A 15,254-nucleotide genomic window follows, 5' to 3' on the forward strand; every position below is an offset into this window, starting at 1 on the left:
CCCCGCCGCCCGCCAGAGGTGATCGTGGGCGAGCAGTTCGCGAGGGTGAGAGGGAGAGGGGCCGCATGGCCGAGTTCCGGGTGGGCGAGGACGATTTCGAGCTGGACGGGCGGCCGGTGCGGCTGCTGTCCGGGGCGCTGCACTACTTCCGGGTGCACGAGGGGCAGTGGGGGCACCGTCTTGCGATGCTGCGCGCGCTCGGCCTCAACTGCGTGGAGACGTACGTCCCGTGGAATCTGCACGAGCCGCACCCGGGCGACGTCCGGGACGTCGAGGCGCTCGGCCGCTTCCTGGACGCCGCGCACGAGGCGGGCCTGTGGGCGATCGTCCGGCCGGGCCCGTACATCTGCGCCGAGTGGGACAACGGCGGCCTGCCGTACTGGCTGACGGCCGTGGTCGGCGCCCGCGCGCGCACCCGTGACGCGGAGTATCTGGCGCACGTGGAGCGCTGGTTCGCGCGCCTCCTCCCGGTGATCGTGGAGCGCCAGTGCGACCAGGGCGGCCCGGTCCTGATGGTGCAGGTCGAGAACGAGTACGGGAGTTACGGCTCCGATCAGGTCTACCTCCGCGCCCTGGCCGACCTGCTGCGCCACCACGGCGTGACCGTCCCGCTGTTCACCTCCGACGGTCCCGAGGACCACATGCTGACGGGCGGCAGCGTCCCCGGCGTCCTGGCGACGGCGAACTTCGGCTCGCAGGCCCGCGCGGGCTTCGAGACGCTGCGCAGGCACCGCTCCAAGGGGCCGCTGATGTGCATGGAGTTCTGGTGCGGCTGGTTCGACCACTGGGGCGCGGAGCACGTCGTACGCGATTCCGAGGACGCCGCGGAGGCGCTGCGCGAGATCCTGGACTGCGGCGCGTCGGTGAACCTGTACATGGCGCACGGCGGCACCAACTTCGCCGGGTGGGCGGGCGCGAACCGGGCCGGGGAGCTGCACGAGGGGGCGCTGCTTCCGGACGTCACGTCGTACGACTACGGGGCGCCCGTCGACGAGTCCGGGCGCCCCACGGAGAAGTTCTGGCTGTTCCGGGAGATCCTCGCGCAGTACGCGGACAGCCCGCTGCCCGAGGTCCCCGCCGCCCCGCCCCGCCTCTCCTCCCCCGTGAGCGCGGTCCTGTCCGACTGGGCGCCGCTCGACGCGGTCCTGGACGCGCTCGGCACCCCGGAGACGGAGCACGCGGTGCCGCCGACGTTCGAGGAACTCGGCGTGGACCGGGGTGTGGTGCGGTACGCGCTGACCGTTCCCGGGCCGCGCCGCCCGTACCCGCTGAGCGTGCGGGGGCTGCGGGACCGGGCCGTGGCGTACGTGGACGGGGAGCGGGTCGGGGTTCTCACGGAGGAGGACCCTGTTCTGGCCGAGCCCGTCGCGGGGCACGCGCGCGTGGAGCTGTGGGTGGAGTCCCTGGGGCGCGTGAACTACGGGCCCCGGACCGGGGAGTCGAAGGGGATCGTGGGTGGGGTGCTGCATGAGCGGCAGTACTTGCACGGGGTGCGGGCGCGGGGGCTTCGGGTCGACGCGTTCGAGGACGCGGGGGCGGTGCGGGGGGTGCCGGGGAGTGCCGCCGTGGCGGGGGCTCCCGGTCTGTTCCGGGGGGAGCTTCTCGTACGGGGGGCCGGTGACGCCTCGCTCGAACTGCCCGGGTTCGTGCGGGGGTTCGTGTGGGTGAACGGGTTCTGTGTGGGGCGGTACTGGTCTGCTGGGCCGCAGGATTCTCTGTACGTTCCTGGGCCTGTGGTGCGGGAAGGGGCCAACGAGGTGTGGGTGCTGGAGTTGGAGGGGGCGGGGAGTGAGGCACGGGTGGTGTTGGGCTGAGGGGGGGCGCCTCCGGCGGTTCTTTCCCCGACCCCGCCCCTTCCCGAATCCCGCGCTCCGCGCGCCTGAGGCACCCAGGATCGCCTGGACGGCTCGTCCTCAATCGCCGGACGGGCTGATTCAGCCCGTCCGGCGATTGAGACGCTCACAGACCGAGGCCCCTCACACCTCTCGCACCCCGAACCCGTCCAGCACGAACTCCGCCACCCCGTCGTCCCCCACCTTCCGCAGGCCCACCCACGCCTCGCCCTTCTCCGGCGCCGTGAACTCGTAGGTGAGCGTGGCCGGTTCGGTGGCGACGGGGAGTTCCTTGCGGTCGAGCTCCCTTCCGGCGGGCTCGTCGACCCCCGTCACCCACGCGTACTGTGCCGCCTTCTCGTTCTCGTACCGGAACGAGACCCGGTACCGCTTGCCCGCCTCGAAGCGGACCGTGTGCGGCACCGTCCGGTAGACGAGGCCCTTGTTCTCGCCCCGGGACTTCAGGGACTGGCTGCCGTCGATGACGTCGTCGACGGCCTTGCCGTTCCAGCCCCGCTGGGTGAAGGGCGCGTGCCGCTGCGCGATGTGGGTGCGCGGGTCGTTGGCGTCGCCCGCGTCGCCCTTCACGAAGGGCCCCCACCCTTGCGGTACGTGCTCGAAGTCCTCCTGCACGAGGGTGTCTTCGGCGAGCGTCGCAGACCTCCCCGAGGCCGCCGCCACCCGGACGTTGTCGAAGCGGACCCGCGCCGCCCCCTTCTCCGCCCGCAGCGCCAGCTCCACCGCTCCCCCGCCCTCGGGCACCGTGAACGGCGTGAACAGGCGCTGGAAGCGGGTGCCGTGTTTGCGGTCGCCCGCGATGTAGTTGACGGCGGTGGACGTGGTCGTCCAGTTGGATGCGGTGACGCCGTCGGCGGTGCGGACCTCCAGGGCGGCCCGGCGCTCCTCGCCCGCCTTCTCGCCCACCTCCACCTGGACCGACGCCACGTACGCCCCGGCCTTCAGGCGGGTGAGGCGCTGGCCGGCCGACGCGGCCGCTCCGGCCCCGATCACCAGCTCGTAGTCGCCGAGTCCGCTGCGCCGCACCGCCGCCGGGCCCGTGGCGCGCCAGCCGTCGAGGGTGCCGGAGTGGAAGCCGGGGTCGCGCAGCGGGGTGCCCTCGCCCCAGTCGGCGTCGCGGACCGAGCCCGCGCGCCGCCGGTAGACCACGTACGGCTGCTTGGCCTTGGCCGTGAGTGTGACCTTGCCGCCGCGCACGGGGACGTCGGCCTCGAAGACGCGGCCCTGGTCGGTGAGGCGGTAGACGGAGACCTTGCGGGTGCCGGACCAGCCGCGCGGGAGGTGCCAACTGCCCGTGCCGCCCCGGGGGTTGTAGTGGTAGAGCTTGGCGGGGTCGGTGGCGCGGCGCGGTTCCCAGGGCAGGAGGTAGGCGCCGCCGTCGTAGACGAGGTGGCCGTCGGTGGTGATGCGGCGGGTGCCGCCGTCCGCGTCGGAGACCGCAGTCTTCGTGGGGCCGAAGAAGGTGATCTCGTGCTCGGCCCATGTCTTGATCGGGTACGCCTGGAGGTACTTGGCGGGCAGCGAGTGGGTCCAGATCAGCTCGTAGAAGGGCGCCCAGTCGGTCTTGCCCTGCCAGCCCTCGAAGGTGCCGAGGCGTGGGATGCCCAGGAGGGTGGGCCACTTGTCGGCGAAGACGTCCTTGTGGTGGTTGCGGATGAAGCGGATCAGGCGGGAGTTGATGCCGCGCGAGGTGTCGGGCCCGTAGTCGGTCTCGGTGGCCCAGTGCGACCACAGGGAGGAGCGCTCCAGGCCGTGGCCCCACTCGCTGTCGACGATCCAGCCCTGCTCGCGCAGCGCCCGCTGGAGCCGGTCGGAGTTCCAGCCGGACTCGCGGAACACGTCGATGTAGAGGGAGTTGAGAGCCGGGTCGGCCTCGCGGCGCAGGTCGGCGAAGCGCTTGACGATGTCGCCGGAGACGAGGTCGCGGCGCGCGTCGATGCGGTAGCTCTGGTCGAGCCAGTCCCACTGCTCGTCGGTCTTGTCGACGAGGGTCTCGGAGAAGGCGTGCGCGACCGGGTAGGACTCGGTGGCGTTGACGTGCACGGCGAAGTCGCTGTTCCACTTCTTGCCCGCGCGCACCAGGGAGTTGAGGTCGTCGAGGCCGCCCGCGCGCGTGTTGTGGTTGCCCGCGTAGTCGGGGTGGGCGGAGTCGTGGCCCTCGGACTGGTAGCCCTTGAGGAGGGTGAACTGGCGCAGGCCGTCGGTGGCGAGGTGGATGCGCTTGACGTTGTCGAGGGTCGCGAGGAACGGGTTGGTGGCCTGTGAGGCGAAGTTGTACGCGATGTGCGGGACGACGCGCAGGTGCTGCTCGTCGGCGCCGAGCGGCATCACCATGATGTCGCGGAAGGCGATCGCGGCGTCCTGCCAGTCGACCTTGCCGTCGCCGTTGCGGTCGCCGGTGAGGACGACGGTGGCGTACGGGAGGGGCTCGGTGGCGTCGACGGGGGACGTGGCGGCGCGGTGCGTCCACTGCCCGGGGGTGAGCCGGGCGGCGGCCTTGCCGTTCTTGGTCACCGTCTCGCGCCACAGGCGGCCGTTCTCCCAGGTCGTCCCGGCGGCCGAATCGGGCTTGTCGTAGACGGTGTTGGTCTCGACGGCGCCGCCGAGCTTGTCGTGGGCGACGACGGCGTAGGCGCAGCCGGTGGCCTTCTCGGCGGGGGTGTCGGCCTTGACGGTGACGAGGGTGTCGCCGCTCTTGGCCTTGTCCAGCTGGATCTTGGCGGCGAGGAGGTGGGCGCCGGGCTGGTCGCTGTGGACGGAGAGCAGGGCCAGGCCGGGGATGCGCAGGGTGCCGACGCGCAGCGCCCCGGTGTCGCTGATCCTGGTGACGCGCCAGTCGACCTGGTGGCCCTCGGCGCTGATCTCGACGTCGATGGTGGTGCCGCCGTCGAAGGCGAGGGTGTACGCGATCCGGTCGGCGCCCGGGGTGGCGGTGACCTTCGGGGTGTGCGGCTTCTCGTCGATGAGGACGTCGGTGACGGGCTCCGGCTGTGCGTGCAGCACGGCGCCGGAGGCGCGGTCGGTGTAGGAGACGATGCGCGGGAACGCGGTGTCGACGCGGACGTCCAGGTGCGCGGAGCGGAGTGTGACCTCGCCCTCGGCGGCCTCGGGCTGCACGGGCGCGGCGGTCGCGCCGGGGGCGAACCCTCCTACGGCAACGCCGATCCCGGCTAGCGCGCCCGTGGCGACCACGGCTCTGCGGCTCGGACCGGACGTGTCTGACGGCAGCATGACGCACCTCTCCGTAGGACGGTCTTCCGTGCCCAGAAGGGTGCTTCGGGTGGGGCGCGTGCGCCCATGGACAAAGCAGGGAGATTGTTGGACTAAGGCATACGACGGTTCAGTCCGCCCGCCCGTACGGCAGTACCGCCCGCACCTCCCAGCCGCCCTCCGGCGACCGCCCCGCCACCAGCTCCCCGCCGAGGGCCCGGACCCGCTCCTCCAGGCCGGTCAGGCCGAAGCCGCCGTCCTGGCGGCCCCGCTCCCCCGCGGGGCTGCCCGGCTGCGTGCCGTCGTCGGCGACGCGTACCTCGACGCCTCCGGCGACGACGCGCACGGCGACCCGTACCGCTGTGGCGTCCGCGGCGTGCTTGCGGGTGTTGGTGAGGGCCTCGCGGACGATGTGGTGGGCGGTCGCGGCGAGGTCGGCGGGGAGCCGCTCCTCCAGGACGGGGTCGACGTAGACGACGGTGGGCGGTCCGGTGCGGGCGAACGCCTCGGCGAGGTCGCGGAGTTCGGCGATGCCCGCGACCGGCGCCGTCTGCGCCTCGTCCTCGCGCAGCACCCGCACCAGGCGCCGCATCGCGCCGAGCGCCTCGTCCCCGGCCTCCTCGATGCGGCCGAAGGTGCCGGCCGCGGCCGGCCCGGACAGGGCGGTGAAGCGGGCGGCGCGGGCCTGCACGACGATGCCGGTGACGTGGTGGGCGACCAGGTCGTGGAGTTCGCGGGCGAGTTCCAGGCGCTCGGCGGCGCGCACCGCCACGATGTCGCGCTGCCGCTGTCCTGCCTGGATGCGCAGCAGCAGCGAGAAGGCGCTGACGACGGCGGCCACGACGGAGAAGAGGAGGGTGAACGCGCCGGGTCGGGCGTCCCGTACCGGCGCCGCCACGCAGGCGAGGCCGAGGCAGGTGCCGAGGACGGCGGCCTGTCGTGCGGGGCTGTGCAGGAGGACGCCGGTGAGGAGTACGAGGAGGGCTGCGGCCTCGCCGAGGCCCCAGACGAGCTGCGGCCGGTCGATGAACATCAGGGCGAGCGTGGTCGCCCCGGACACGGCGACGGCGATCCAGCCGCGGGTGGCGAGCGGCACGCCCCGCCAGGGCACCGCGCACAGGCAGACGAGGACGCCGCACGCCCAGACGGCGGCGTGCGGGCCCGAGGGCTGTCGGGTCAGGGCGAGGCCCTCGAAGGTGACGGCGAGGATCAGTGCGGCGGCGAGCAGCAGTTTGGCGGCGGTGCGGCGGGCGGGGCTGCGGGTGAACCAGGCGACGGGGGACCTGAGGAGTTGGTGCACGGGTGGCTCACGGGTTCCGCTTGGCGAGTCCGCTCTCCCAGGCCCAGGCGGCGATCTCGACGCGGTTCCTGGCGTCGAGCTTGGCCTGGACGTTGGCGAGGTGCGTCTTGACGGTGGAGAGGGAGACGTAGAGCGAGGCGGCGATCTCGGCGTTGGTGGCGCCGCGGGCGAGGGCGCGGATGACGTCCTGTTCGCGCTGGGTGAGCGGCTCGGAGGGGGCGCGGGCGGCGCGTACGGGCTCGGCGGGGGTGAGCTCGCGCAGCAGCCGTACGGTGATCGCGGGTGAGACGAGGGAGTCGCCGACGGCGGCGGCGCGGACCGCTTCGACGAGCATCGCGGGGCTCGCGTCCTTGAGCAGGAAGCCGCTGGCGCCGCCGCGCAGGGCCGCGTGCACGTATTCGTCGCGGTCGAAGGTGGTGACGATGACGATGCGGGGGCGGCCGCCGTCGCGGGCGGACAGGCGCCGGGTGACCTCGAGGCCGTCGAGGCGCGGCATGCGGATGTCGAGGAGCAGGACGTCCGGGTCGTGGGTCTCGACGGCGGCGAGCGCGGACTCGCCGTCCACGACGTCCGCGAGGACCTCGATGTCGTCCTGGCTCTCCAGGATCATCCGGAAGCCGGTGCGGACCATGTCCTGGTCGTCCGCGATGACCACCGTGATCGCCATGTGGAGCCGCCCGCCTGCCCTCGTTATGTCCCGTACGCCCCCGAGTGTCCCATATGTACACAGGGGGCGTACGGGCAGAGGCAGGCTACGAGAGGCCGTTCGCGGGCCTCAGTGGTCCGCCGTGCGGGCTCAGAGCCCCGAAGCGGCCTTGGCTATGTCCGCGGAGAAGGTCGAGACCTCGGTGTAGACGCCGGGGAACTTCGGCCGGGCGCAGCCGTTGCCCCAGCTGACGATGCCGACCTGGACGTACTCACCGGCGTCGTCCTTGCGGAACATGGGGCCGCCGGAGTCGCCCTGGCAGGTGTCCACGCCGCCCTCGGCGATCTTACCGGCGCAGATCTCCTCGCCGGGGGTGAGGTCGTCGCCGTAGGCGGCCTTGCAGTCGGCGTCGCTGACGAAGGGCACCTTCGCCTTGAGGAGGTAGCGCTGCTGCTCGCCGCCTTCCTTGTCGGCGCCCCAGCCGGCGATGTCGAACTCGCCGTTGTTGAGCTTGTCGTCGGAGGCGATCTTCAGGGTCGGCTGGTCGATGGGCTTGGCCAGCTTGATGAGCGCCCAGTCCTTGCCCTTGCCGTTGTAGCCGGGGGCCTGCAGGACCTTGGTGGACTTGACCTTGACCGCGTCGGGGCTCTCCAGGTCGACGACGCCCGCGGTCGCGGTGATGCTGGTGTTGTCTCCGGAACCGTCCACGCAGTGCGCGGCGGTCAGCACGATGTCCTTGGCGTACAGGGCGCCGCCACAGCCCATCGACAGGCGCACCATGAACGGGAATTCGCCCTGTTCGGCGGGGGTGCCGCCGACGACGGGCGGGGTGGCCGCGGTGGCGGTGAGGGGCTGCATTCCGACGGTCGCGAGGGTGAGGGCACCGAGGACGGCAGCTCTCTTCAGTCCACGCATCTGCTTCTTCAACGTGCTTCCCTTCGTGGGGGTTTGTGGGGGGTTGCACGCACGGCGGAGCGACGCTTGCCGGTCCTGACACACACCGGTGACGTGATCCTGCCAAGCGTTGTTGGATTATGGAGATCGGCACGTATGCACGACAAGGGGCGCGTTTCGGCCAGTTGAGGCAACCACGCCCGCGCCCGGGGGCGCGAACCCTCGTACAGTGAGGAGGAGTTGAGACGTCAGGGGGTGCGGACGTGGCGGACGACGGCCCGGTCGAGCACGGCTTCCCGCACCTGGAGACGGTGCGCTCGGCGGTCAACGCCCTGTACAGAAGGCTCTCTTACGACACCGTGCACACCTTCGACGTCAGCGTGGCCCCCGTCGACGTGGCCTTCGACGACACCGACGACCTGCACCTGGGCGCCCAGCGCGTGGCCCGCGAACTGGTGCGCCACTTCCGGCTCCCGGACGCCCGCGTGATCGTCAGCTTCCGCGAGATGGAGCACGCCGCGAGCGTCGAACTCGCCGCGGGACCTGAGTACTTCGTCGAGCTCAACGACCGTTTCCGCACCCACCGCAGGGACATCGGCGCGGCCCTGGCGCACGAGATCATGCATGTGTACCTGCACCGACTGGATCTCGCCTTCCCCGGCACCCGGGACAACGAGATCCTCACCGACACCGCCACCACCTACCTCGGCGCGGGCTGGCTCCTGCTCGACGCCTACCGCGAGGACGGCGCCTCCTCGCAGAAGCTCGGCTATCTCACACCGGAGGAGTTCGGCTACGTCCTGGCGAAGCGCTCGCTGGCCTTCGGCGAGTCCCCCGAGACCTGGTTCACCAGCGCGCAGGCGTACACCGCGTACACGAAGGGTCTGGCGCAGGCGCGCGCCGACGCGCAGCAGCCGCCGATGACGGCGGTGGGCTGGGCGGGCCGCCGCCGCTATGCGAAGGACCGCCGCTACGCCCTCGACCAGGGCATCTTCGGCGCGGTCCGCGCGGGCAGCCCGTACTCGTTCTCGTTCGCCCCGTCGGGCGGCGAGCGCGGCCTGCGCGTCGAGTTCCCCTGCCCCGCCTGCCACCAGCGCATCCGCCTGCCCGCCCGCGGCCGCATCCGCGCCCGCTGCACGCTGTGCCGGACGGTCCTGGAGTGCGATACGTGACGGCGCCGCGGCCGGTGGTACGAGCTACCGCGATACGGGCTACCGCGATACGGGCTGAGCCCAGTGCGCGGGCCGGGTCAGCGCGCCCTTCGGCAGCCGTGTACCCCCGTCGCCCTGGGCTGCGTTGACCTGGGTCTGGGTGAGGAAGAGGCTGCCGGTGAGGTCGGCGCCGCACAGGTTCGCGCCCCGCAGGTCGGCCCCGATCAGATCGGCGCCCCGCAGGTCGGCGCCGCGCAGATCGGCGCCGATGAGATAGGCCCCGCGGAAGTCGGCCCCGCGCAGATCGGCGCCCCGCAGCCGCGCCCCCATGAGGTCGGCCCCGCGCCGGTTCTTCTTCTTGCCGCCGCCACCGGCCTTGGCGCGCACGAGCTCGCTGACGCGCAGCAACAGGCCGTTGACGTCCTGCCGCTCGGCCGCCGGATCCACCGCGGCGAACTCCTCGGGGGCGGCGCGCGTGAGCCGGTCGACCCGTTCGTACGCGGCCCGCAGCTCACCGCCGAGCGGCCGGGCCGCCGGGAGCTCCACGGCCTGCCCCAAGTACCAGAGCAGTTCGTGGAGTTGCCGCATCACGGGCAGCGCGTCGAACATCGCCCGCCGGTGCCCTGCCGGTGCCCCGCGCCAGCTCCGCCCGCCGAAGGTGACCTGGGAGACCTTCTGCCCGGCCCCGAAGCAGTCGTACACGGTGCACCCGCCGTACCCCTTGGACCGCAGCTCCCCGTGGATCCCGCACCGGAAGTCCTCCTGCAGATTGCCGCAGGGCGTCCCGGCCGCCTTGTCGGCGGCGAAGTCGGCGGAGGCGGTGAAGGCGAGGGCGACGCAGCAGAGCGCGAAGCAGCTGCCGCAGTCGGCGTGCAGCTCGTTCGGCTCGGTCGTCTCGGGCATGGGGGTCACCTCGGTGTGGATCAGGCAGCGGGACGCCGGCCGCGCCCGCCTCGACGCCGCCGGGACGAGGAGGACTTGGGCCGGGAGCCGGACGCGGCCGCGGGCTGGGCCCGCGGCACCTCTATCACCACGGGCACGCCCGAAGGCTCCCGCGCCCCGGTGATCCGCGCCAGCTCCTCGTCCGCCGACGAGATCCGCGCCTCCCGGGCCGAGATCCCGGCGTCCCGCATCAGCCGCGACATGTCCCGCTTCTCCTCGGGGAGGACCAGCGTGACGACGCTGCCCGACTCCCCCGCCCGCGCGGTGCGCCCGCCCCGGTGCAGATAGTCCTTGTGGTCGGTGGGCGGGTCGACGTTGACGACCAGGTCGAGGTCGTCGACGTGGATGCCCCGGGCGGCGACGTTCGTCGCGACGAGGGCGGTGACCTGCCCCGTCTTGAACTGGTCCAGGGTCCGGTTGCGCTGCGGCTGCGAGCGGCCGCCGTGCAGCCCGGAGGCCCGCACCCCGTTCGCGAGGAGCCGCTTCACGAAGCGGTCCACGGCCCGCTTCGTGTCCAGGAAGAGGATGACCCGCCCGTCGCGCGCCGCGATCCGCATCGCGACGGCCTTCTTGTCGGTCTCGTCGGCGACGTGCAGGACGTGGTGCTCCATCGTCGTCACCGCACCCGCCGACGGGTCGACGGAGTGCACCACCGGGTCGCTGAGGAACATCCGCACGAGCCGGTCGATGTTCTTGTCGAGGGTGGCGGAGAACAGCATCGTCTGGCCGCCCTCCTCAACCTGCTTGAGCAGACCGGTGACCTGGGGCATGAAGCCCATGTCGGCCATCTGGTCGGCCTCGTCGAGGACGCTCACGCGGACCTGCGACAGATCGCAGTCGCCGCGGTCGATCAGGTCCTTGAGCCGCCCGGGGGTCGCCACGAGCACCTCGGCGCCGCGCCGCAGCGCGCCCGCCTGCTTGGTGATGGAGAGACCGCCGACGACCGTGGTGAGGCGCAGCCGCACCGAGGTGGCGTACGGGGTCAGGGCGTCCGTGACCTGCTGGGCCAGCTCGCGCGTGGGCACCAGGACCAGGGCCAGCGGGCACTTGGGCTGGGCGCGCCGGCCCGCGGTGCGGGCGAGCAGCGCGAGGCCGAAGGCGAGGGTCTTGCCGGAGCCGGTGCGGCCCCGGCCGAGGATGTCGCGCCCGGCGAGGGAGTTGGGCAGCGTCGCACCCTGGATCGGGAACGGCTCGGTCACGCCCTGCTCGGCGAGCGTCTTCAACAGGGCCTCGGGCATGTCGAGTTCACCGAACGACTCGACCGCGGGCAGCGCGGGCGTCACGCTCTTCGGCAGCGCGAACTCGGCGGGGGCCGCCGCCGCGGGCTTGCGTCCCGGCCGGCGCGCGCCGCCCTTCGCCGCGCCGCCCTTGGCCGCACCGCCCTTTCCACGGGTGTTGGAGGGGCGTCTGGCCGGACGGGCCGAACGTTCGGAGCGATTCATGGGGACAAGCCTTCCTGGGCCGGTGACAGCAGAAGCCGGGGCCCGCACCGTGCTGGTGCGGGCCCCGGCTCAGCGATGCGCGCTAAGACGACGCTCAGGCGGGAACGATGTTCTCGGCCTGCAGGCCCTTCTGGCCCTGGGTGACCTCGAAGGTGACCTTCTGGCCCTCGACGAGCTCACGGAAGCCCTGCGCGTTGATGTTCGAGTAGTGGGCGAAGACGTCGGGGCCGCCGCCGTCCTGCTCGATGAAGCCGAAGCCCTTTTCCGCGTTGAACCACTTAACGGTGCCGGATGCCATGTCAATCTCCTCAACAGGGGCAGAGTACGGAGAGCCACGGAATTGTGGTCCTCCCAGCGCTGCAATGACCCCCATCCCGGAGAGACCGGAAAAACAATAAAGCGCCCAAGGGAAAAATTCGCATTCCGTCAGGCGCACATAAAGTTCATGGGTACCAAAACTGCAACGATCAACCCTAACACGCGACGTGGGCCCCGCAATTCCGGGGCCCACGTCGCGTGAGGCAGATCTCACTCGCCGTGGCCATCTCACTCACCGTGGCCGCCCCACTCACCGTGGCCGTCGACCGCCCGCCGCGGCAGCGCCAGGCACAGCACCGCACAGATCCCGCGGGGACGGCGGGGAGCACGACGCCAGGCGAAGCCGCCCGCCATCAGGAGCGCCCCCGCGACCAGGACGAACCGCCCGAAGCGCAGCGCCGGCCGATCGGCGGCGGGCGCGGTCAGAAGGCCGCCCACCGAGAAGGCGGGCAGCTTGAACGCACGCGCCGGAAGCAGCGGCACGGTCCCCGTCGAGCGCCCGGCCCGCCACCCTCGACCACCGCGAGCCCGACGGGCCCGAACAGATCCGCGTCGGTGAGCAGCCGCCGAGCAGCAGCCCGACGGCCGAGGCGAACCCGGCGACAGCCCCGTACATCCCGAAGGCTGCGCCGCACTCCTTGCCCTGGAACAGGGTCCGGAAGGAGCCGAGGACCTGCGGCATGAGCAGCGCCGCCGGCACGCCCTGCACGGCCCGCGCCGCGATGAGCCGCCCCGGGCCCTGGGTGATCCCGCAGCCGAGGCTCGCGAGCCCGAAGCCCGCCGTGCCCACGAGGAAGAGGACCTTGCGTCCGTACCGGGCGCCGAGGTGCCCGGCGACGATCAGCGTGGCGGCGAAGCCGAGCAGACAGGCGGAGACGAGCGGGACCGCGCCGAGAGCCTGGCCGCCCCCTCCGCGGGCTTCGAGGACCGCCCCACAGACGGACTTTGACGTTCCGTCAGTTACTCGTGTGCACCGCCTTCCCCCTTCAAGACCACCTCGCTACCTTCAGCCAAACAATCGCTTGGTTGAACTCAGGAATCAGCGAACGGAAGACGGAAGGCGGCCCGATGCGCATCACTCGCACCCGTACGGCGGCCGGAATCGCACTCTCCGCGCTCGCCCTCACCACTGTGCCCGCAGCGGTGGCCGAAGCCACGCCCACCGCTCCCCCCGTGGCCCACCACCACACGGCAGACACCATCCGGCAGATCCCGCTCCAAGGAGCCGTGAACGTACGGGACGTGGGGGGCTACCGGACGTACGACGGAAAGCGGGTCGGCTACGGCCGGGCCTACCGCGCGGACGGGCTGAGCAAGCTCACCGACGCGGACCTGACCACCGTCGCCGGGCTCCGCCTGACGAAGGTCATCGACTACCGGGTGGCCGCCGAGGTCCAGTACGACGGCGCGGACCGGCTGCCCGGCGGGCTCACCCCGACCTCCCGCCCGGTGACCGACAACGGCCTGTTCGCGACGCTGATGACGGCGATCGGCTCCAAGGACCCGGTGAAACAGGAGGAGATGCTCGGGAACGGCAAGGCGGCCGCGTTCATGCGGGAGGTCTACCGCACGTTCGTCACCGACCCCACCGACCGCACCCAGTTCGCGGCCACTCTGCGCGACATCGCGGCCAGCCGCTCACCGCTCCTCTACCACTGCACGTCGGGCAAGGACCGCACGGGCTGGACGACCTATCTGCTGCTGCGCCTCGTCGGCGTCCCCGACTCCGGCGCCCGCGGCGACTACCTGGCCTCCAACACCTACCGGGCGGCGTACGACGCGAAGCTGCGCGAGACGCTGAAGCAGACCGGGATGATGCAGAACCCGGACCTGATCATCCCGCTCCAGGAGGTCCGCGCGGACTACCTGGACACGGCGCTGGCGGAGGCGGAGAAGCAGTACGGGAGCCTCCAGGGCTATCTGACGAAGGGGCTCGGCCTGGACCCGGCGACGATCGTCACGTTGCGTCAGCGGATGGTGGGGTGAGGCCGTCGCCGTCCCTCGCGGCCCCGGCGAGCTCCTCGATGTCCCCGAGCATGGCCTCGGCGAGCTCGCGCTCGGCGGCGTAGTACCGCTCGGCCCACTTGAGGGTGAGCGCGGGGTAGGCCCAGGCGGCCTCGCCCCGCGCCCGCTCGATGTCCTCCTCGGCACGCAGCCGCATGCGCTCGGCGAACTCCCGGTGTCCGGCGAGGACTTCACGCATCTGCTCGGGCTCCAGGAGATGGCCGAGCCAGAGCCGCAGCATGGGCCCGTGCTTGAGGACGGGCGGGTCGACGGGCGCCTCCCGCGCCCACCTCCGTACGGCGGCCATCCCTTCACCGGTGATCCGGTAGAGCCGCTTGTCCCGGCCGCCGGGCTCCTGCGGGACCCGGCGCGAGGTGGCGTACCCGGCCTTCTCCAGGCGCTTCAGCTCGCTGTAGATCTGGCTGAACGACGGGCTCCAGTAGAAGAAGCAGAGCGAGCCGTCCGCCCACTTCTTCAGGTCGTAGCCGGACAGCTCCCTGCCGAAGGAGAGGAGTCCGAGGACGGCCCAGCTGGTCGCGGGGAGGGGAGGAAGTCCCTGGGGTGCGGGGGGTGTTGTGGCCACGGCACGCAGTCTACGTTGACCCTCATATTCCTATTAGGCATACGCAGAAAGCCACTTGGGGTGTGAGCGCATGATCTCGATGGACGGCAAGGTCGTACTGATCACGGGGGCGGGCCGGGGCCAGGGGGCGGCGGAGGCGCGGCTGTTCGCGGAGGCGGGGGCGCGGGTCGTGCTCACGGACGTGCGCGAGGAGGAGGGCCGCGAGGTCGCCGAGTCCCTGGGCGGCCAGGGCCTGTTCGTCCGCCACGACGTCGCGGACGCGGCGAGCTGGGCGGCGGCGGTGTCGGCGGGGCTCGCGGCGTTCGGGGGCCTGCACGCCCTGGTCAACAACGCCGCGCTGTGGCGCACGGCGCCGGTGCAGGAGGAGACGTACGAGAACTTCGAGGCGCTGCTCCGGGTGAACCTGCTGGGCCCGTTCCTCGGCATCCAGGCGGTGCTGCCCGCGCTGCGGGAGGCGGGCGGCGGGTCGATCGTGAACGTGTCGTCGACGGCGGGCCTCGTGGGGATACCGGGGCACGCGGCGTACGGGTCGACGAAGTTCGGGCTGCGGGGGCTGACGCGGTCGTCGGCGCTGGATCTGGGGCGGTTCGGGGTGCGGGTCAACTCGGTTCACCCGGGGGCCGTCGACACCCCGATGATCTCCGCGACCTCCGCGGGGCGGGACTGGTCCCATCTGCCGGTGGGGCGTATGGGCCGCCCGGAGGAAGTCGGCGAGCTGGTGCTGTTCCTGGCGTCGGATGCGGCGTCGTATGTGACGGGGGCGGAGTTCGCGGTGGACGGGGGGTCGACGGCGGGCTGATTTCCCTTTCCCCAGTCCCGCCCCTACCCGAATCCGCGACTCCGTCGCCCTGGGGCACCCGTATCGCCGCTGACGCGGCTCGTCCTCAAGCGCCGGACGGGCTAGAGGGATAGCC

The 15,254-nt window shown here is 72.2% G+C and carries 13 protein-coding genes and 1 pseudogene; 4 read left to right on the top strand and 10 right to left on the bottom strand.

Features of this window, described 5'->3' with window-relative positions:
- The first annotated feature begins 65 nt into the window (after positions 1 to 65).
- On the top strand, positions 66 to 1,814 hold the full coding sequence (locus tag ACFWYM_RS43260; protein WP_384850811.1) for a beta-galactosidase family protein: 1,749 nt from the start codon (positions 66 to 68) through the stop codon (positions 1,812 to 1,814).
- A gap of 162 nt (positions 1,815 to 1,976) precedes the next feature.
- On the opposite strand, the gene ACFWYM_RS43265 is transcribed toward ACFWYM_RS43260, so the two are convergent.
- From ACFWYM_RS43265 to ACFWYM_RS43280, 4 genes are all read right to left on the bottom strand, one after another.
- On the bottom strand, positions 1,977 to 5,081 hold the full coding sequence (locus tag ACFWYM_RS43265; protein ID WP_384850813.1) for an endo-alpha-N-acetylgalactosaminidase family protein: 3,105 nt from the start codon (positions 5,079 to 5,081) through the stop codon (positions 1,977 to 1,979).
- A 109-nt stretch (positions 5,082 to 5,190) separates the two neighbouring features.
- Entirely contained in the window at positions 5,191 to 6,360 is a 1,170-nt protein-coding gene (locus tag ACFWYM_RS43270) for a sensor histidine kinase (protein WP_384850815.1), read from the bottom strand.
- Positions 6,361 to 6,367: 7 nt separating this feature from the next.
- Positions 6,368 to 7,027, bottom strand: a complete 660-nt coding sequence (locus ACFWYM_RS43275; protein ID WP_384850817.1) for a response regulator — start codon at positions 7,025 to 7,027, stop codon at positions 6,368 to 6,370.
- 129 nt (positions 7,028 to 7,156) lie between these two features.
- Positions 7,157 to 7,921: a S1 family peptidase gene (locus ACFWYM_RS43280; protein WP_384850819.1), complete on the bottom strand. Its 765-nt coding sequence runs from the start codon at positions 7,919 to 7,921 to the stop codon at positions 7,157 to 7,159.
- Between the two features lie 242 nt (positions 7,922 to 8,163).
- Between ACFWYM_RS43280 and ACFWYM_RS43285 the strand changes: the two genes are divergently transcribed.
- Positions 8,164 to 9,072 (top strand): hypothetical protein, encoded by a 909-nt coding sequence (locus tag ACFWYM_RS43285; protein ID WP_384850821.1) that lies wholly within the window; start codon positions 8,164 to 8,166, stop codon positions 9,070 to 9,072.
- 39 nt (positions 9,073 to 9,111) lie between these two features.
- Here the strand turns inward: ACFWYM_RS43285 and ACFWYM_RS43290 are convergent, their stop codons facing one another.
- The 5 genes and pseudogenes from ACFWYM_RS43290 to ACFWYM_RS43310 all read right to left on the bottom strand — a co-directional run.
- Positions 9,112 to 9,954 carry a pentapeptide repeat-containing protein gene (locus tag ACFWYM_RS43290; protein WP_384850823.1) on the bottom strand — a complete coding sequence of 281 codons (843 nt, stop codon included), beginning with the start codon at positions 9,952 to 9,954 and terminating at the stop codon, positions 9,112 to 9,114.
- 20 nt (positions 9,955 to 9,974) lie between these two features.
- Positions 9,975 to 11,435 carry a DEAD/DEAH box helicase gene (locus ACFWYM_RS43295; RefSeq protein WP_384850825.1) on the bottom strand — a complete coding sequence of 487 codons (1,461 nt, stop codon included), beginning with the start codon at positions 11,433 to 11,435 and terminating at the stop codon, positions 9,975 to 9,977.
- 94 nt (positions 11,436 to 11,529) lie between these two features.
- Positions 11,530 to 11,733, bottom strand: a complete 204-nt coding sequence (locus ACFWYM_RS43300) for a cold-shock protein (protein WP_384850827.1) — start codon at positions 11,731 to 11,733, stop codon at positions 11,530 to 11,532.
- A 248-nt stretch (positions 11,734 to 11,981) separates the two neighbouring features.
- Positions 11,982 to 12,236: a hypothetical protein gene (locus tag ACFWYM_RS43305; protein WP_384850829.1), complete on the bottom strand. Its 255-nt coding sequence runs from the start codon at positions 12,234 to 12,236 to the stop codon at positions 11,982 to 11,984.
- A gap of 139 nt (positions 12,237 to 12,375) precedes the next feature.
- Positions 12,376 to 12,618, bottom strand: a pseudogene (locus tag ACFWYM_RS43310) (MFS transporter); the annotation flags it as partial.
- A gap of 203 nt (positions 12,619 to 12,821) precedes the next feature.
- Between ACFWYM_RS43310 and ACFWYM_RS43315 the strand changes: the two are divergent.
- On the top strand, positions 12,822 to 13,739 hold the full coding sequence (locus tag ACFWYM_RS43315) for a tyrosine-protein phosphatase (protein ID WP_384850831.1): 918 nt from the start codon (positions 12,822 to 12,824) through the stop codon (positions 13,737 to 13,739).
- On the opposite strand, the gene ACFWYM_RS43320 is transcribed toward ACFWYM_RS43315, so the two are convergent.
- On the bottom strand, positions 13,711 to 14,349 hold the full coding sequence (locus ACFWYM_RS43320; protein WP_384850835.1) for a PadR family transcriptional regulator: 639 nt from the start codon (positions 14,347 to 14,349) through the stop codon (positions 13,711 to 13,713). The two genes, ACFWYM_RS43315 and ACFWYM_RS43320, sit on opposite strands and share 29 nt — an antisense overlap.
- Before the next feature lie 61 nt (positions 14,350 to 14,410).
- On the opposite strand from ACFWYM_RS43320, the gene ACFWYM_RS43325 reads away from it, so the two are divergent.
- Complete coding sequence (locus ACFWYM_RS43325; protein ID WP_384850833.1) at positions 14,411 to 15,139, top strand: SDR family NAD(P)-dependent oxidoreductase; 729 nt, start codon at positions 14,411 to 14,413, stop codon at positions 15,137 to 15,139.
- Positions 15,140 to 15,254: the final 115 nt, after the last annotated feature.

This window comes from Streptomyces sp. NPDC059009, from assembly GCF_042740175.1.
Lineage (GTDB): Bacteria > Actinomycetota > Actinomycetes > Streptomycetales > Streptomycetaceae > Streptomyces.